Here is a 16,300-nt window from a genome sequence, read left to right as displayed (position 1 = left end):
TTGTTTTGCGAAAATGGCACATGGAAGGTGGCATATGTCCTCCGTCCGTTGCCGGCTACGGCACGAACGGCACCTTGTCGCAGAATGACAAGCTTCCACCTTCCCCAGCCGCAGCCAGTCAAACCCTGACCAGCCAAAAAATGCACCGGATACGGCCGGTGTCTTCTTTTCGGCTGCGCGCGCACCTGCACCTGCAAATGCAGCCGGCAATTGCAAAAATCACGGTTCCGAAGCGACCCGTGGTGGGACAGGAGTGGAAAGAAATGCACAAAATCGGACGCGGCACAGTCGGGGGTCTTGCCAGTCTTCTTTTGCTGTCGGCATCGATCAATGCAGTTTTGGCGCAAACCAGCCAGAATGCAGAGGAAGAAGAACAGACGACCGTTCTCAAGCAGATCGTCGTGACGGCAAGCGGTCATGCACAGACAATACCGGATGCACCCGCAACCATCACCGTCATCAGCGGCGAGAAGATTGCTTCCAAGCCGTATGCCAGCGTGGCCGACGTGCTGCGCGATGTGCCCGGCGTCATCGTCAACACGCCATCGGCCCGTTCCGGTGCCGCCTCGATTTCCATTCGCGGCATGAGCGAAGGCTATGTGTCCATGCTGGTCGACGGCAAACCGCTCGGAAACTCGTCCGAGGCCACCTATAATGGTTTCGGTTCCGGCCTTGCCACCGGCTACCTGCCGCCGCCATCCGCCATCGAGCGCATCGAGGTCATTCGCGGCCCGATGTCTTCCCTTTACGGCTCATCCGCGCTGGGCGGCGTGATCAACATCATCACCAAGCCGGTTTCGGATGTGTGGACCGGCACGGTGACGACCGGCTTCACCGCCTACAGCCATGACGAGGCCGGCAATTCCTATGAGGGCCGTTTCTACCTGAACGGACCGATCGTGTCTGACAGGATCGGTCTCTCGCTGTGGGGCTCGCTGCACAACCGCGAAGACCGTGGCCTGACGACCGGCGCATCGCAGGACATGTCGCGCAAGAGCCTCGGCGGCAAGCTGAGCATGACGATCACCGAGAATCAGGACCTGGCGCTTGAGATCGCCCAGAACCGGAGCGACACGAAGACCAGAGCCGCCTCGACCAGCGGCGTCGACGTCGATCACATGAACTACAGCGCCGTTCACAAGCTGCGCTGGGGACAAGAATATGAAACGACATCGTTCCTGACCTATGAGGATGTCGACTTTGAAAACGGCACCAACATTTCAGGCTACAACCAGCTCAACTTCAACACCAAGACCAGCGCGAGCCTTGGCAGTCACGACCTGATCGCCGGCTTCGACTACAAGGCGGAAGAAACCCGCCACTCGCCCAACCGCGTTCCATCGAACATCGACCCCAACATGGAGCGCTGGCACTGGGCTTTGTTCGGCGAGGACAATTTCCATATCACCGAAGACTTCACCACCACATTCGGGCTTCGCTACGACAAGAACGAGCGCTATGGCTCTCACTTCACGCCACGTCTCTACGGCGTCTATCATCTGAACCCTGCCCTGACGTTCAAGGGCGGAATGAGCGGCGGCTACAAGGTTCCCAGCCTCAAGCAGGCCGACGACAACATCATGGAGCCTTCAGGCGGTGACGGCCGCGCGCGCGACAAGGGTAATACCAATCTCAAGCCGGAAGAAAGCACCAACTACGAGATCGGTATGGTGTGGGAAAACGACTTTGGCCTGCAATTCGGCCTCACAGCCTATCACACCCGGTTCAAGAACAAGATCACAACGGAACGGATCTGTGCGCATGATACGCCGGAGCCCGGACTGCCCACCGACTGCGGAATGAATGCTCCCGGCAATCCAATCAAATGGATAAACCAGTACATCAATCGCGATGCGGCAGAACTGAATGGCGTCGAAGCAACGGTCGATTTCCCTGTCGGCGATGTGGATGTGTCGATGAACTACACCTATTCACGCAGCAAGATCACCAAGGGCGCGAAGGTTGGCGAACGGTTCAACAATCTGCCCGAACATGTCGCCAATCTGGGGCTGGACTGGCATGCGACCGAGGACCTCACACTGTGGGGCAAGGCGCAATATCGCAGCCAGACCCATGATTCCGGCAACGCCCGCATCGGCTCGCACGCCATCTTCGATGTGGGAATGGAGTACCGCATCAACGATCATTTCAAGGGCACCGCCGCCGTTTACAACATCGGCGACAAGCGCTTCAACAATGATTACGAGGACGGGCGCCGCTTCTGGCTCGGCCTGACCAGCAGCTTCTGACGCAGAAGAAAAGCCCCGCGCAGTCGGCGCGGGGCTTTTGCCATCAGCTTCTCGGCTTCAGGTTTTCCGGATCGTAAAGCGGCCTGTACCCCACCGCCGCGACCTCGACCGGATAGGTTTCGCCGAAATACTCCACCGCCAGCCTGCTGCCTTGCTGACAATAGCTCCACGGCAAATAAGCCAGCGCGATATTCCTGCCGATCGTCGGGCCATATGCGACGGATGTCGTATAGGAGCGACGGCCGAGTTCATCGACCAGAACGTCACCGCTATTCGGATCGACCACCGGCATATTGCCGACCGGATAACGGGCAACGCCGTTTGCATCGACATTGCCGGTCATCACCAGCGTGCACAGCATCGCAGGCTGATGGTCGCACGCCCTGTATTCCAGATGCTTCGCCTTGCCGCAGAAATCGGCTTCCTTGACCTTGGGGCGGGCAAGATCGGCCTCCAGCAGATTGTATTCGGTGAGCAGATCGGCGTTCTGGAGGCGCAGGCTCTTTTCCATGCGCCGCGTGTTGGCATAGGTCTCGACGCCGACGGCGATCACGCCGGTGGAGCGCAGCGCATCCCACACCGCCAACCCGTCCTCATAGGCCATGTGCAGTTCCCAGCCCTGCTCGCCGACATAGGAAATGCGGAACGCGGAAACTTGCCTGCCGGCAATGCGGATCGGCCTGATGGCGGCGAAAGGAAAATTTTCCTGCGAGAGGCCGTCCGGGTCTTCCACCACCTTCTGCAGGGTCGCGCGGGCATTCGGCCCCCACACGCCCAGCGTGATGTATGTCTCGCTCACGTCGGTAATGGTGACGTCAAAGCCCTTATCCTGCGCCACCCGCTTCATGTAACTGAAATCGCGCGGGCCGGCATCGGCGCCGTCGACGATGCGGCAGCAGTCGGCCATGCGGAACACCGTCAGGTCGGCGCGCACCATGCCCTCCTCGTCGAGGAAGTGGGTGTAGATGCCCTTGCCGATATTGGCGTCACCGCCGATCTTCGCCGCGCACAGCCATTCCATCAGCCCCACATGATCGGGGCCTTCGACATCGTACATGGCGAAGTGCGAGAGGTTGATGATGCCGCAATCTTCGCTCAGCGCCAGATGCTCGGCGTTGGAAACGCGCCAGAAATGGCGGTTGTCCCATTCGTTCTCACGCACCGGTACGCGCTCGCCATATTTCTCCAGCAAGTGCTCGTTAGCGGCGTAGCCATGCGCGCGCTCCCAGCCGCCCAGCTCCATGAAATAGCCGCCGAGCTCCTTTTCGCGCTCGTAGAAAGGCGAGCGGCGGACATTGCGGCCACCCGAAAACGGCTCGCGCGGATGCACGGCCGGATTATAGACCTTCATCGCCGTTTCGGTGCAACGCGCGGTGATGAAGTCCTCCTCAAGCTGGAAAGGCTGGAAGCGGCTGTAATCGATACGGTTATGGTCGATGGACGTGCGGCCGTCCGTCATCCAGTCGGCGATCAGCTTGCCCATGCCGGGACCATCCTTGACCCAGATGCCGACGGCATACCACAGCCCCCTCACCTTCTGGCTCTCACCCATGGAAGGCCCGCCATCGGTGGTGACCTGAAGCAGGCCGTTGAAGGAATGGCTTTCGTTGTAGCCGAGCTCGCCGAGGATCGGCGTCAGCTCCATGGCCCGCTCCAGCGGTTCCATGATCTGGTCCATATCGAGGTCGCGCTGTGAAGGAGACAGCCGCGCTTCCTCCTTTTCGAGCAGATCGCGCGGATGGACGAGGCGTGGACTGGTCTCCTCGTAATAGCCCCATTCGATCTGTCCGCCCTCGGCGGTCTTCGGGTCGCCCGTGTCGCGCATATAGGCCGAGTTGCCCTGATCGCGCATCAGCGGCCAGCCGATCTCCTTGCCGGTTCCTGCAAACTCATTATAGGGGCCGAAGAATGTCAGCGGGTGGTCGATCGGCATCACCGGCAGATCCTCGCCGGCCATTTCGGCGATCAGCCGCCCCCACAGGCCGGCGCAGACCACCACATGATCGGCCATGATCGTGCCGCGATCCGTCACCACGCCTTTGATGCGCCCGCCCTCGATGACCAGCGAGCGCGCGGAAGTGTTGGCGAAGGCCTGCAGTTTGCCGGCGGCGACGCCCTCATCGACCAGCTTGCCCGCCACCGTCTGCGAGCGCGGGATGACGAGGCCGGCATCGGGGTCCCACAGCCCACCCTGAACCATATCCTCCTCGATCAGCGGGAATTTCTCCTTGATTTCCGCCGGCTCGATCAGCCGTGCGCGCGTGCCGAAGGCGCGGCCGGAGGTCACCTTGCGCCGGATCTCCTCCATGCGGGCATCGTCGCCCACGCGCGCCACCTCAAGCCCGCCAACGCGGGCGTAGTGGCCCATCCGCTCGAAGAATTCGATGGAGTAGAGCGTCGTCCAGCAGGACAGGAAGTCATGACTGGTCGCGTAGCAGAAGTCGGAAGCATGCGCGGTGGAGCCGATGTCGGTCGGGATGCCGGACTTGTCGATGCCGACGATATCGTCCCATCCGCGCCCGATCAGATGATGCGCGACCGAAGCGCCGACGATACCGCCGAGGCCGACGATGACGACCTTCGCCTTTTCCGGAAACCCTGCCATAGCCCGCAACTCCAAAGTGCTGTCCGGGAAGGACTATAGGGCGAGACGAGGAGCCGACCGCAGCCTGTTTGCGACACGCTTCGCATACAGCGCGACGGAAGCCGCGCGATGGTTTCCGCTCCCCTTTTTTGAAAGCAGAAGGCCGGACTTGCAGCCCGGCCTTTGCATCGGAATTTTCTTTTGCCTGCGAGAGGAAACTTACTTCACGCGAGCAACACCACCCGAAATCTCGATGGTTTCGGCACCTGTCAGCGCCTCAAGGTCGCCGTTCGGCATGGTCACGAAACAGCCATTCGGGCAAAACTCGACGGTCTCGCCGGGGCCCAGCGTCAGTTCCCGCTTGCTGCTGCCTTCGGTAACGATCAGCGTGCGCTGATCCGAATCCTTGTTCACGGCGCTGGCCGCCAGAGCCGCCCCGGATGCCGAGAGCAGGACCGATACGGCGATCAGTGATTTCAACATTGCGTTTCCGGTGTCGCCACCGCCCCTGTTTGCCATTGCAAGGCATTCCCGCCAATGCAGGCAGCTTATAGGAGAACGAAGCTGAACCGCAACTGAATGCCTCATTCATGTCGCAATCGGGTGTAGGGGATGATTTGGCGTCGGGCAGCGGACCAAAAATGGAATCCGATTTCCGTGATTCCAATGGACGCCCGGGAATCTATGCCGGATCCGGCTTGCCCGGCCTGCGCCTGCCCTTGCGCGCTCTTTCTTCTTCCTCTGCTTTCAGCCGCTCCCGCTCGGCAAACTCGGCCTCGGTCTTGTCGTCATCATGCGGCCATGGCTCCAGAACCGGCCGCTTGTATTCGGCGCGCGTCGCAGAAGGAATTTCGATCCCCTCGCGGTTGAAGGCGTCCATGATCGCGAAGCGGACGTCGTTCTGTACCCCGCCGCTGTTGGTGATATCGGCAAGGAAAAAGCGTATTTCGAATTCCAGCGCCGCTGACCCAAAATTCGAAAACTGCACGAAGGGTTCCGGATTCTTAAGTATGGAGGGCTGCGCCCGCGTGATCTCCAGCAGGATTTCCTGAACGCGTCTCACATCGGTGCCATAGGCAACGCCGACCCGGATATCGACGCGCCCAAGCTTGTTGCGATGCGTCCAGTTGCCGACGGCGCCGTTGATGAGATTGGAGTTCGGCAGGATGACCGTCTGGCGCTGGAACGTCTCGATCTCGGTGGCGCGTACGCTGATTTTGCGCACAGTGCCGCTGACATCACCGGCCACGATCCAGTCTCCCACCTTGAACGGCCGCTCGGCGAGCAGGATCAGGCCCGAGACGAAGTTCGAGACGACATTCTGCAGTCCGAAACCGATACCGAGGGAGAGCGCACCGGCAACAAGCGCGAGGCTGGAAAGATCGATGCCGGCCGCCGATATGCCGACCAGCGCAGCAATCGCTATACCAGCATACCCGACCACGAGGCTGATGGAATTGCGCACGCCGGCGTCGACCTTGCCGCGCGCCATGACCGAGCCGTCGAGCCAGCCCTGAAACCATCGGGTCAGGAAATAACCGATGGCAAAGACCAGTATGCCGCTCAATATGCCGAGCAGCGATATGGTCACCGAACCGATGCTGAACCCGGTGGCCAGCTTCTGCGCCCAGGCCTGAATATCTCCGGGCTGGAATCCCCACATGAACAGGGTAAGCGGCAGGAAGATCAACAGAATGAGGAAATTGAGCAGGACGCTGACGCCAAGCCCGATCTGATCCATGGAGCTTTCTTCGGCATAGCCTTTGGCCATCATCCAGCGGCCCAGCCATGATCCGCCCAGCCCGCCTTCCGCGCCGATTGCGGCGGCGCAAAGGAAGCCGATATAGGCCGTCACCAGAATGGTGCCCGTCATCACCACTTGCAACGACAGGAAGATGGCAAAGCCGATATAGCCGAACAGGGCGGCCCCGATGGTAAGCCCACCGATCAGGAACAGACTGTAGCGCAGCCACACCGGCCACGGCTTCCAGTTGCCCTCAGGCGTCCTGAACGGCTTGACGTTGCCGATCAGCAGCAAAATGACGCCGACGATCAGCGAGGCTACGAAGCTGCGCGTCACCGTCAGCGACAGTGGCGACGACATCTGATCGGCCACCTGCGAAAGGAAATTGTTCAGCGCAACCGCTATCGCCATCGCGGTCGCCAGCCGCACCAGCCAGCGTGCCGGGCGCGATTCCACCGGCACGAGCCGCCATTGCGGGAGTTTCGGCACCAGCGCGGCATTGGCCAGCCGGTTCACCAGAAAAACGCCGAGCACCATCAGCATGGCCGAACGCAGATAGAGCCCGATATCGCCGCGCAGCACCTGATTTGAACTGAAGAAGAAGAAGGTCGCTGCAAAAAATACGGTGAGGGCTCCGGTCGGCAGCAGGGTCGACCAGAAGGCAACCGAAAGCCGGGTCAGGTAGGATGGTTCTTCCACGGCGGGGTCGGCCCTGAACAGACCGCCCACCAGCCGCCTGCCGCCGAACATCAGCACAAGGGCCGCGATCAGCGCCATGAACGTTGCGGCGATCATGGCGTTGAACTTGTATTTATAAGCAAAATTAGCCCAGGACGTGATGGCCGTGCTGAACTTTCCAAACTCGTTGGCCGCGTCGGAAATCATCTTGCCGCTGAACGTTTCCGTCAATGCATAACGGCGGGTCAGCATGCTGCGGAACAGGTCGCGCCGGATCGTGGCGATCTGCTCGATGAGCTTGTTGGAGCGAAGCGACAGGCTCTGCGCCGTCGCGATAACGGCATTGATCTCCGTCTTCTCCGCTGCGAGGGCCTGCCGCTCCTCCCGCAACGTTTCCGCCTCCGGCGGCTGACCGTCGGCGGGTGCCGCGCCCAGTTGCTCGACACGTGCGTTGATCTCGGCCAGGCGCGGCTTGAACGCGAGCGCGCTCTGCAATGCCTCGGTGGACACGGCTTCAAGCTTCAGGCGCAGGCGAACCAGATAGGCATCGTCATCACCATGCTCGATAATGTCCTTCTCAAGCCCGTCCAGCGTGACGGTCAGCGCATCCAGCGCCCGCTGCTGCTCCTCAAGCAGTTGCGCAGCCTCAGCCGCTGCCATGTCCTGTGCGAAAACAGGCCGGGCGGGGCCACCGAATACAAGAAACAAAACGAGGCAAAGGCGGGCGATATGCGAAAGCATGATCCGAACTGAATTCCGTTGACGCCTGCCGCAGCCGCCATGATGTACCGGCGCGGGAATGGTCATAGATAGAGAGGTCACAGGAACCCGGCAAGCGATGAGCGCTGGCTGAATGGTTTATACGCCAAAGGTGCTCCAAAAGAGGAAATCTTTGCGTTAGAAGCGGTGCAAATACCCATCTCAGGGGTTTTGGCGGCTGCCAGCAGCATGCCCCACCGCAAGAGAAATCGAACAAAAATGCCTTCAGCCTCATCACGAATCACAAACCTCATGCCGTCGGGCAAGAGCGGCTGGGAAGTCCACGCGGAAGCGCTGATGCGTCGTCAGGCGGATAACGACATCATCGTTCTTTCGGTTGGCGACCATGATTTTCATACGCCCGCCGAAACAGTCGAAGCCTGTGTGGCGGCAGTCCGCGAGGGGCGCCACCACTACACGCATCTGGCCGGCATCCCGCGCCTGCGCGCCGCAATGGCGCATTTGTCCACCCGCTGCTCGGGCGTTGAAACCCCGGTTGAACAGGTGATAGCGGCACCCGGCGGACAGGCAGCCCTTTACGCCGCCTTGCAGGCAACGCTCGATCCCGGCAGCCACGCCATCGTCGTCGCGCCCTATTACGCCACCTATCCCGGCACGTTCCGCGCGGCCGGTGCCGAATTCACGATCGTGGAAGCGCGTGCCGCCGATGGCTTCCAGCCCGATGCCGCCGCAATCGAGGCCGCACTGCGTCCCAACACCCGCGCCATCCTCATCAACACGCCCAACAATCCGACCGGCGCCGTCTACACGCGCGCGGCGCTGGAAGGCATCGCCGATCTGTGCCGGCGTCACGATCTGTGGCTGCTCTCGGATGAGGTTTACTGGACGCTCGGCGCTTCCGAACACCTGTCGCCCCGCGCCCTGCCCGGCATGGCCGAGCGCACCATCGTGATCAACTCCATGTCCAAGAGCCATGGCATGACCGGCTGGCGCATCGGCTGGCTGACGGCTCCGAAGCAGCTTGTCGATCTGCTGACCGGATTCAATCTGGTATCCACCTATGGCCTGCCCGATTTCATTTCCCATGCCGCCGCCGAAGCCATGGAGAATGACTACGGCGTAGCCGAAATCGCCGCCCGCTATGCCGGCCGGCGCGACATCTTCCTCGAAGCCATAAGCGGCGCCAACCATATTCAGGTGCGCGGCTCCGAAGGCGGCATGTACATCATGCTCGACATCTCGGCCATCGAACCGGACGACGAGGCCTTCGCCTGGGCGCTGCTCGATGCCGAAAAGATCAGCGTCATGCCGGGTTCCAGCTTCGGCGAGGCCGCCGCCGGGCACATCCGCATCAGCCTGTGCAAGCCGGAACCGGTTTTGCAGGAGGCAGCAACCCGGCTGCTCCGCTTCGCGTCGGACTACGCAAGAAAGGCCGCCTGAGCGTTCGCCACGCCTCTGCATCGACAGGCCCGGCCGGAAACGCTACTGATTGAGGATTATCCGGCAAGGCAGATCTCGGGAAAGCGGAATGGCAGCGCAGGGACGGAAAATCTGGTGGGGCGACTTCAAGGCGCCCGACTTCGCTGAGATCAACCCCGAAGAGACCATCGCCGTGCTGCCGGTGGCGGCGGTCGAGCAGCACGGACCGCATCTGCCGCTGTCCACCGATGCCGACATCATGAACGGCATGCTGGCAACCGCAATCCCGCTTGTTCCCCAAGACCTCGATCTGCGCATCCTGCCGGTACAGGCAGCCGGCAAGTCGGACGAGCACGTCTACGCGCCGGGAACGCTGAGCATCCCTGCAGCCAGTCTCATCGAATCCTGGAACGAGCTTGGCGCATCGGTGGCGCGCGCGGGCGTGCGCAAGCTGGTCGTCATCACTTCGCATGGCGGCAACGAGGAGGTGATGGGCATCGTCACCCGCAATCTGCGCGTCCGCTTCGGCATGATGGCGGTGCGCACGAGCTGGGAACGCTTCGGACGGCCGGACGGACTGTTCAGCGCGCATGAGGTTCGGCGCGGCATTCATGGCGGCGACGTGGAAACCTCGCTGATGCTGCATTTCCGCCCCGATCTCGTTGAATTGGAAAAAGCGGACAACTTCGCCTCCCGCGCCGACAAGGCGGAACGGGAATTCGCCCTGCTCAACGCACAGAGCCCGCATGCCTTTGCGTGGATCGCCAGCGACCTCAACCCGCATGGCGTGGTCGGCAACGCCGCCGCCGCCACGGCCGAAAAAGGCCGGCTGACGGCAGAGCATCAGGCCAGGGGTTTCGTCACCCTGCTGGAAGATGTGCGCAAGGCACGGCTTGCGGACTGGCTTAGCTGAAGCAATTCCAGCAAAAATGCGACGCGGTTTTGTTTTCGGAATTGCGTCAACCTAAAGGGTTACGGGTGTTTCCGAGATTCGGTAAAAGCGGAAACGCCTAACCGAACGGGTCGAGTTCGAACACTTCGCCCTCGAACGCATCCGCCCCGCGCCCAATGCCCTTTATCGCAGCAATCATCCGCCCTTCGCGGCCGAGCAGCGCGTCGGCCACCGCGATCAGGCGACTATTGGGCGTCGCGGAAGGCGAGAGCCAGCGCAGCATGGCGGCAAGTTCCGCCTCGTCACTGTGGGGATTGAGGGCAGCGGCGACGATATAGGCGGCGGCTGGAGAGCGGCTGACGCCAGCATAGCAATGAATGACCATCGGCCTCGCGCGGTCCCATTCAGAGACAAAATCCAACAGGCGGCGCACATGCGCCTCGCCCGGCAGGGTCAGCCCGTCGCGCAATTCGGCAATGTCGTTCATGCGCAGATGAAGATGATCCCGCTCCGCGATCGAGGCCGGGCGCGCCATGTCCATGTCGGCGGAAAGCAGCGTGACCAGCCTTCCCGCACCGGTTCGCGAGACGGTCTGCTCCAGTTTCGAAAGCGGGCAGACATGGATCATCGCGCGCCCTTCCATCTGGCCAGCGCCGCCTCCAGCCGCCGCCATTCCGCGTCATTCCCCGGCAGGCCTGCGCGCAGCGCATGCGGGCGATCCCTGAAATGGCGCAGCACTATACCGTGCTCACCAAGAGCCCGGAAAAGCGCGCTGGCCTCAGCAAATTCCATGTAGCGATAGAGCGGCGTGCCGCCCCGCACTTCGACGCCGCGGCCGGCGAACAGCCTGTCGAGCCGCTCCGCCTCGCCTTCCAGCCGAGCCCGCATCTGTCGCTGCCAGTTCGCGTCGGAAAGAGCCCTGATGCCATATTCCAGCGCCGGGCCGGAGACGGCCCATGGCCCGAAACCGCCGGCCAGCCGCGCCACGGTCTCCGTGTCGGCAAGGGCAAACCCAAGCCGCACGCCGGCAAGGCCGAAGAATTTTCCGAAGGAGCGCAGCACCACCAGTCCGCCCTGTCCCACATCACCGGCAACGCTTTCCCGGTGCGGGCCGACATCCATGAAAGCCTCGTCCACCACCAGCAATCCGCCTTTGGCCTCCATACGGGACGCCAGTTCCGTGAGGTCGCGGCGGGCAATCACGCGCCCGTCCGGATTGTTCGGATTGACGACAATGGCGAGGTCGGCTGCGGAAAGTGCGCCGAAATCCGGCGTTTCTTCCACCTCATGGCCGGCAATGCGGGCGGCGCGCGCATGCTCGGCATAGGTCGGTCCGAGCACCAGCGCCCGGCCCGGCTTCACCAGTGAACAGACGCGTGGCAGCAAGATCTGCGTGCCGGGCGCACTCACCACATTTACCGGCGACGGCGCGCCATATGCTGCGGCCGCGACGGCTGTGAGTTCCTCCGCCCGCGCCTGCTCGGGCAGACGGGTCAGGGCGGTGGCGGGCAGGTCGAAAAGCGGATAGGAGTGCGGATTGATCCCGGTTGAAAGATCGACGAAGGGTTCCGGCGCCTGCGGAAACAGCGCCCGGGCCCTACCGAGGCTTCCGCCATGATCGACCGCCGCCAATGCTTCGCCCGGAATATCCATGTCGGTCCTGATTGCCTTCATCTCGCTGGTTGCCGAACGCATCACCGGATATCCGGACTGGCTCTTCCGCGCCATCGGCCATCCCGTCACCTGGATCGGCAGGCTGATATCCTGTCTCGACCGAACGCTCAACCTCGCCTCCTCTTCCGGCGCGACAAGACGGCTTTGCGGCGTGCTGGCGCTTCTGGTGATCGTATCGGTGCCCGCCGCCATCGCCTTCGCCATCGAGACGCTGCTCGGCCGCGTTGCCTTCGGCTTCCTTGTCACCGCGATATTGGCGTCCTCGCTGCTGTCGCAACGCAGCCTCGGCGAGCATGTCGAGGCCGTTGCGACCGCACTGGAAACCGGCGGCCTTGAAGCGGGGCGCATGGCGGTGTCGATGATCGTCGGCCGCGATCCCGAGCAACTGGACGAAGCAGGCGTCTCCCGCGCCGCCATCGAAAGCCTTGCCGAGAATTTTTCCGATGGCATCGTCGCCCCTGCCCTGTGGCTGGGCGTGGGCGGACTGGCTGGCGGCGCGGCCTACAAGGCCGTCAACACCGCCGATTCCATGATCGGCCACCGCACCGCACGTCATGAGGCCTTTGGCTGGGCCTCGGCACGCTTCGACGATCTGGTCAATCTCCCCGCCTCGCGGCTGACCGGCCTGCTGATCGTTGTCGCCGCTTTCCTGATGAAAGGCGCCGACGCTCATGCCGGCTGGCAGGCGATCCGGCGCGATGCCAAAAAACATCGTTCACCCAATGCCGGCTGGCCGGAAGCGGCCATGGCCGGCGCGCTGGGGCTCGCCCTCGCCGGTCCCCGCGTCTATGGCGGCGTCACGGTGGATGATTCCTTCATGGGCGAAGGCGGCCGGCGCGATGCCGAGGCCGCCGACATTCGCCGCGCACTGAAACTCTACCGGATCGCCGACATGCTGCTCATCGCGCTATTCGGTCTGGCAGCGGCGGCGCTCTGGCTCGTCTGATCAGAGGATTTTGCAGTCAGGTGGAACCACCTGATGTTGCATAACTACGGCTAAACAGACAGACAGCGCGGCAGTCCGGATTTGTTCGGGCGTCAGCCGCGCTAGGCGCGCCGCGCCTCGAAAGTGATGATGCCATCGCCCTTCTGCGGCTTACGGCCATGCTGGTAGTCGCCACAGGCGCTCACCTCGCTGAAGCCGACAGCTCGCAAGGCCAGTTCAAATTCCGCCACACCCCACCAACGCAGGGCGAACAGGTCGATCTCGCTGTCCACCGGCTTGCCGGCGCGCCAATGCTCATAGCGCAGGCTGGTCGTGGTTGTCTGCGCCACATAGTCCGTCTCGATCCGGTCGGCGGTCAGCGTCAGCAGGTCTTCGCCGGCCTTCCATGTCCGCACCGAATGCGGCGCATCGAGAAAACCATCGATGGCATCGAGGTCGAGGATCAGCCGCCCGCCGGGCGCGAGATGGTCATGGAAGCGTTTCAGCACGCCAAGTGCGGCTTCATAGTCGGTGATCAGCTGGATGGAGCCGAGCGGCACGAGGATAGCCTCGAAGCGCTCATCATAGGAAAAACCCTCGAAGGTCTGCCGGCTCAGCGCCGCCGGCAGCGACCGGCTCTCACAGGCTGCGCGGCAATAGCCCAGCATCTCCTCGGAAGCATCGAAGCCTTTCACGTCCAGCCCCGCCTCCAGCAGCGGCACGAACAGGCGCCCGTTGCCGACAGCAGGTTCAAGCACCGGACCCGTCACGCCTTGCAGACGCTCCAGATAGAATTCGACGTCGCCAAAGGACCGGCCAACCGGCTTGTCCAGCTCATAGACCCAGGCGGCCAGCGTCCCATAACGATTTTGCACTAGAATTCTATTCCCTTCTGCGCTTTCACGCCCGCCGCGAAATGGTGCTTGGTGGACCCCATTTCGGTGACGAGATCTGCGGCCTCGATCAAGGCCGGCCTGGCGTTACGGCCTGTGACCACGACATGCAACCCCTCGCGACGCCCCTTCAGCGCCGCCACCACCTCGTCGAGGTCGAGATAGTCGTAGCGCAGCGCGATGTTGAGTTCGTCAAGCACCACAAGGCTGATCGTCGGATCGGCCATCAACTCCTGCGCCTTCGCCCATGCGGCCTGCGCGGCGGCGACATCGCGCTTCAGATCCTGCGTTTCCCATGTAAAGCCTTCGCCCATGGTGTGCCACGAAACCAGATCGCCGAAACGGGCCAGCGCATCCTGCTCGCCGGAATGCCACGCGCCCTTGATGAACTGGACGACGCCCACCCGCCTTCCATATCCCAGCATGCGCAGCGCCAGCCCGAAGGCGGCCGTGCTCTTGCCCTTGCCCGGCCCGGTGTTGACGATCAGCAGACCTTTCTCGACCGTCTTTGCGGCCACTTCGGCATCCTGAACCGCCTTGCGCTTTTCCATCTTGGCGCGATGGCGCTCCGCCTCCGCATCGTCGATCCTGCGTTCGTCCGCCATATCATTTCACCTTCAGCGGCAGCCCGGCCACCATCATGAGGACGGTGTCGGCAATGGTTGCGATTTTCTGGTTGAGCCGCCCCGCCTCATCACGGAAACGGCGGGCAAGCGCGTTATCCGGCACGATGCCCTGCCCCACCTCATTGGACACCACGAACCACGGCCCGCGCGGACTGGCGAAAACCTCGGCGAGCCGGCGGCATTCGGCATCGAGATCGTGTTCGGCCAGCATGTGATTGGTCAGCCAAAGCGTCAGGCAATCGACCAGCACCGGCTGTCCCTGCGGCTGCGCAGCCAGCACGCCGGCGAGATCGAGCGGTGCGTCGACGGTGTGCCAGCCGGTGCTGCGCCGGCTGCGATGCTCACCGATGCGGGCGCGCATCTCGTCGTCATAGGCTTGCGCCGTCGCGATATAGGTCCAGGGTGCCGGCAGCCCCGCAACCAGTTCTTCCGCATGCCGGCTCTTGCCGGAACGCGCGCCGCCGATGATGAATGTCAGGCCGTTCATGGCCGCCACTCTTACATCGACTTCGGCACATAACGCCAGCTTACCGCCGCGCACCCCACCATCAGAAGGCCGAGCGTGACGAAAACGGAGCCGAGGCCGAAAAAGGCCAGCACGATCGAATAGACCATCGGCGGGGTCAGTTCCGAGAAATCGAGATAGGTGCGGTAGACCGCCGCCATCTGCGAGCGCTCATAGGGATGGACCGAGCGCATGAACACGGTGGAGCCGAGCGCATCGATCGCGATGGTAAACAGCGCGCCGCACAGAAGCAGCGCCCCGGTAATCAGCGGTGCGGTGGTGCTGACCCAGCCGGCTGCAAACAGGGCAACGGACATGGCGGCAAAGGCGAGCGCGATGGTGCCGCGCGTGCCGAAGCGCTTGCCGGCCCTGCCCCAGAAGATGGCGGTGAACAGCAACGCATTGCCGGCGGAAATCAGCAGGCCGCCCGCCACCTCTCCTTCGCCCGCAATGAGCATGAACAGCGGCCCGTAGACGAAGAAGGTCGTCCAGTAGCAATTTCGGCCAAAGGCGATCAGCCAAGCCAGCCGCAAGCGGGGCTGCGCGATGAAGCGGCCGATATTGGTTATCGGGTTCAGTGCGCGGCTCTTGCCGGCCGCGATCATCTGATTGTCGCTCAGGCGATAATACCAGAACAGGGCAAGCAGAATGAGCGCGACGATGGCCACCACGCTGTGAGCGGCATAGATGCCGTAGCGGGTGTAGAGCAGGATGCCGAGCGTCGGCCCACCGGTCCAGGCAAAGGTGGACCATGCCATGCGCAGCGATTCGGAGCGGATGAACTCGGTCTTGCGGATGTGGTCCATGATGTAGAGGTTGAGCGTGATCGACAGCGCGCTGGCTCCCATCACCCGGCACAGCATGCCAAGCGCCTGCCCGATCAGCGTGTCGGTAATGAAGAACAGCGATCCGACAGCCAGAAGGCATGCCCCTGCCGTATAGACCCAGCGCCGCGCGAAGCGCCTGATCAGCATCGGCATGAACAGCGTGACCGAAAGACCGAGCAGCGACACCACCGTATAAAGAACGGAAACCGATTGCTCGCTCTGCAGGATTTCATAGGCCTGTATCGGGATCACGCTGGACACGGTGGCCCGCGCAAAGGATTCCACTGTATAAAGCGAAGCGAAGGTGCGGGCTCCGGCCGGGCGGACCTGCCGCAGCCAGATGGGGTGCCGCACATGCGTAACCATGAAATCCTCCCGTCGAATCCCGCCGGCGGATTCGCCAGCCGCCATTGTGAAGCCTTTGTGACCCAGGACGGTAGCGGGAAACCGACTTTCCCGGCCGAAAACGCGAAATAGTCCAAAGGCTTTTCAGATCTGGACCAACTTAAAACCGTCGGATTTGCACTGCAGGCATCCGGGCGGGCATGGTACGACTCTCAGACC

At 62.5% G+C, this 16,300-nt stretch carries 13 protein-coding genes; 4 read left to right on the top strand and 9 right to left on the bottom strand.

Annotated elements, in window-relative coordinates; translation table 11 throughout:
• Positions 1-263: 263 nt before the first annotated feature.
• Positions 264-2,249 (top strand): TonB-dependent receptor domain-containing protein, encoded by a 1,986-nt coding sequence (locus AC5XE7_RS00355; protein WP_495364590.1) that lies wholly within the window; start codon positions 264-266, stop codon positions 2,247-2,249.
• Between the two features lie 43 nt (positions 2,250-2,292).
• On the opposite strand, the gene AC5XE7_RS00350 is transcribed toward AC5XE7_RS00355, so the two are convergent.
• From AC5XE7_RS00350 to AC5XE7_RS00340, 3 genes are all read right to left on the bottom strand, one after another.
• Positions 2,293-4,854, bottom strand: coding sequence for a GcvT family protein (locus AC5XE7_RS00350; protein ID WP_495364591.1), 2,562 nt, complete (start codon positions 4,852-4,854; stop codon positions 2,293-2,295).
• Positions 4,855-5,052: 198 nt separating this feature from the next.
• On the bottom strand, positions 5,053-5,316 hold the full coding sequence (locus tag AC5XE7_RS00345) for a hypothetical protein (RefSeq protein WP_239799017.1): 264 nt from the start codon (positions 5,314-5,316) through the stop codon (positions 5,053-5,055).
• Between the two features lie 199 nt (positions 5,317-5,515).
• Positions 5,516-7,996 carry a mechanosensitive ion channel domain-containing protein gene (locus AC5XE7_RS00340; RefSeq protein WP_495364592.1) on the bottom strand — a complete coding sequence of 827 codons (2,481 nt, stop codon included), beginning with the start codon at positions 7,994-7,996 and terminating at the stop codon, positions 5,516-5,518.
• Positions 7,997-8,233: 237 nt separating this feature from the next.
• Here AC5XE7_RS00340 and AC5XE7_RS00335 point away from each other — a divergent pair, with 237 nt between their 5' ends.
• Positions 8,234-9,415, top strand: a complete 1,182-nt coding sequence (locus AC5XE7_RS00335; RefSeq protein ID WP_495364593.1) for a pyridoxal phosphate-dependent aminotransferase — start codon at positions 8,234-8,236, stop codon at positions 9,413-9,415.
• 88 nt (positions 9,416-9,503) lie between these two features.
• Positions 9,504-10,307: a creatininase family protein gene (locus AC5XE7_RS00330; RefSeq protein WP_495364594.1), complete on the top strand. Its 804-nt coding sequence runs from the start codon at positions 9,504-9,506 to the stop codon at positions 10,305-10,307.
• Positions 10,308-10,404: 97 nt separating this feature from the next.
• On the opposite strand, the gene AC5XE7_RS00325 is transcribed toward AC5XE7_RS00330, so the two are convergent.
• Both AC5XE7_RS00325 and cobD read right to left on the bottom strand, forming a co-directional pair.
• Entirely contained in the window at positions 10,405-10,914 is a 510-nt protein-coding gene (locus AC5XE7_RS00325; protein ID WP_495364669.1) for a tyrosine phosphatase family protein, read from the bottom strand.
• Positions 10,911-11,939, bottom strand: a complete 1,029-nt coding sequence (cobD, locus tag AC5XE7_RS00320; RefSeq protein WP_495364670.1) for a threonine-phosphate decarboxylase CobD — start codon at positions 11,937-11,939, stop codon at positions 10,911-10,913. Before cobD ends, AC5XE7_RS00325 begins: the two co-directional genes overlap by 4 nt.
• On the opposite strand from cobD, the gene cbiB reads away from it, so the two are divergent.
• Positions 11,938-12,906 carry an adenosylcobinamide-phosphate synthase CbiB gene (cbiB, locus tag AC5XE7_RS00315; RefSeq protein WP_495364595.1) on the top strand — a complete coding sequence of 323 codons (969 nt, stop codon included), beginning with the start codon at positions 11,938-11,940 and terminating at the stop codon, positions 12,904-12,906. The two genes, cobD and cbiB, sit on opposite strands and share 2 nt — an antisense overlap.
• A 101-nt stretch (positions 12,907-13,007) precedes the next feature.
• Here the strand turns inward: cbiB and AC5XE7_RS00310 are convergent, their stop codons facing one another.
• Genes AC5XE7_RS00310 through AC5XE7_RS00295 form a run of 4 tightly spaced genes read right to left on the bottom strand, consistent with a single transcriptional unit; the run spans position 13,008 to position 16,102 of the window.
• Positions 13,008-13,760, bottom strand: coding sequence for a class I SAM-dependent methyltransferase (locus AC5XE7_RS00310; protein WP_495364596.1), 753 nt, complete (start codon positions 13,758-13,760; stop codon positions 13,008-13,010).
• Positions 13,760-14,383 (bottom strand): cob(I)yrinic acid a,c-diamide adenosyltransferase, encoded by a 624-nt coding sequence (cobO, locus tag AC5XE7_RS00305; protein ID WP_495364597.1) that lies wholly within the window; start codon positions 14,381-14,383, stop codon positions 13,760-13,762. Before cobO ends, AC5XE7_RS00310 begins: the two co-directional genes overlap by 1 nt.
• A 1-nt stretch (position 14,384) precedes the next feature.
• Positions 14,385-14,891 (bottom strand): bifunctional adenosylcobinamide kinase/adenosylcobinamide-phosphate guanylyltransferase, encoded by a 507-nt coding sequence (gene cobU / locus AC5XE7_RS00300; RefSeq protein ID WP_495364598.1) that lies wholly within the window; start codon positions 14,889-14,891, stop codon positions 14,385-14,387.
• Between the two features lie 11 nt (positions 14,892-14,902).
• On the bottom strand, positions 14,903-16,102 hold the full coding sequence (locus tag AC5XE7_RS00295) for an MFS transporter (protein WP_239799026.1): 1,200 nt from the start codon (positions 16,100-16,102) through the stop codon (positions 14,903-14,905).
• Between the last annotated feature and the right edge of the window lie 198 nt (positions 16,103-16,300).

The organism is Aquamicrobium sp. YD-1-mutant5 (genome assembly GCF_059509755.1).
Note: the sequence above shows the minus strand (reverse complement) of the source record. Positions and strands in the feature narration are given on the sequence as shown.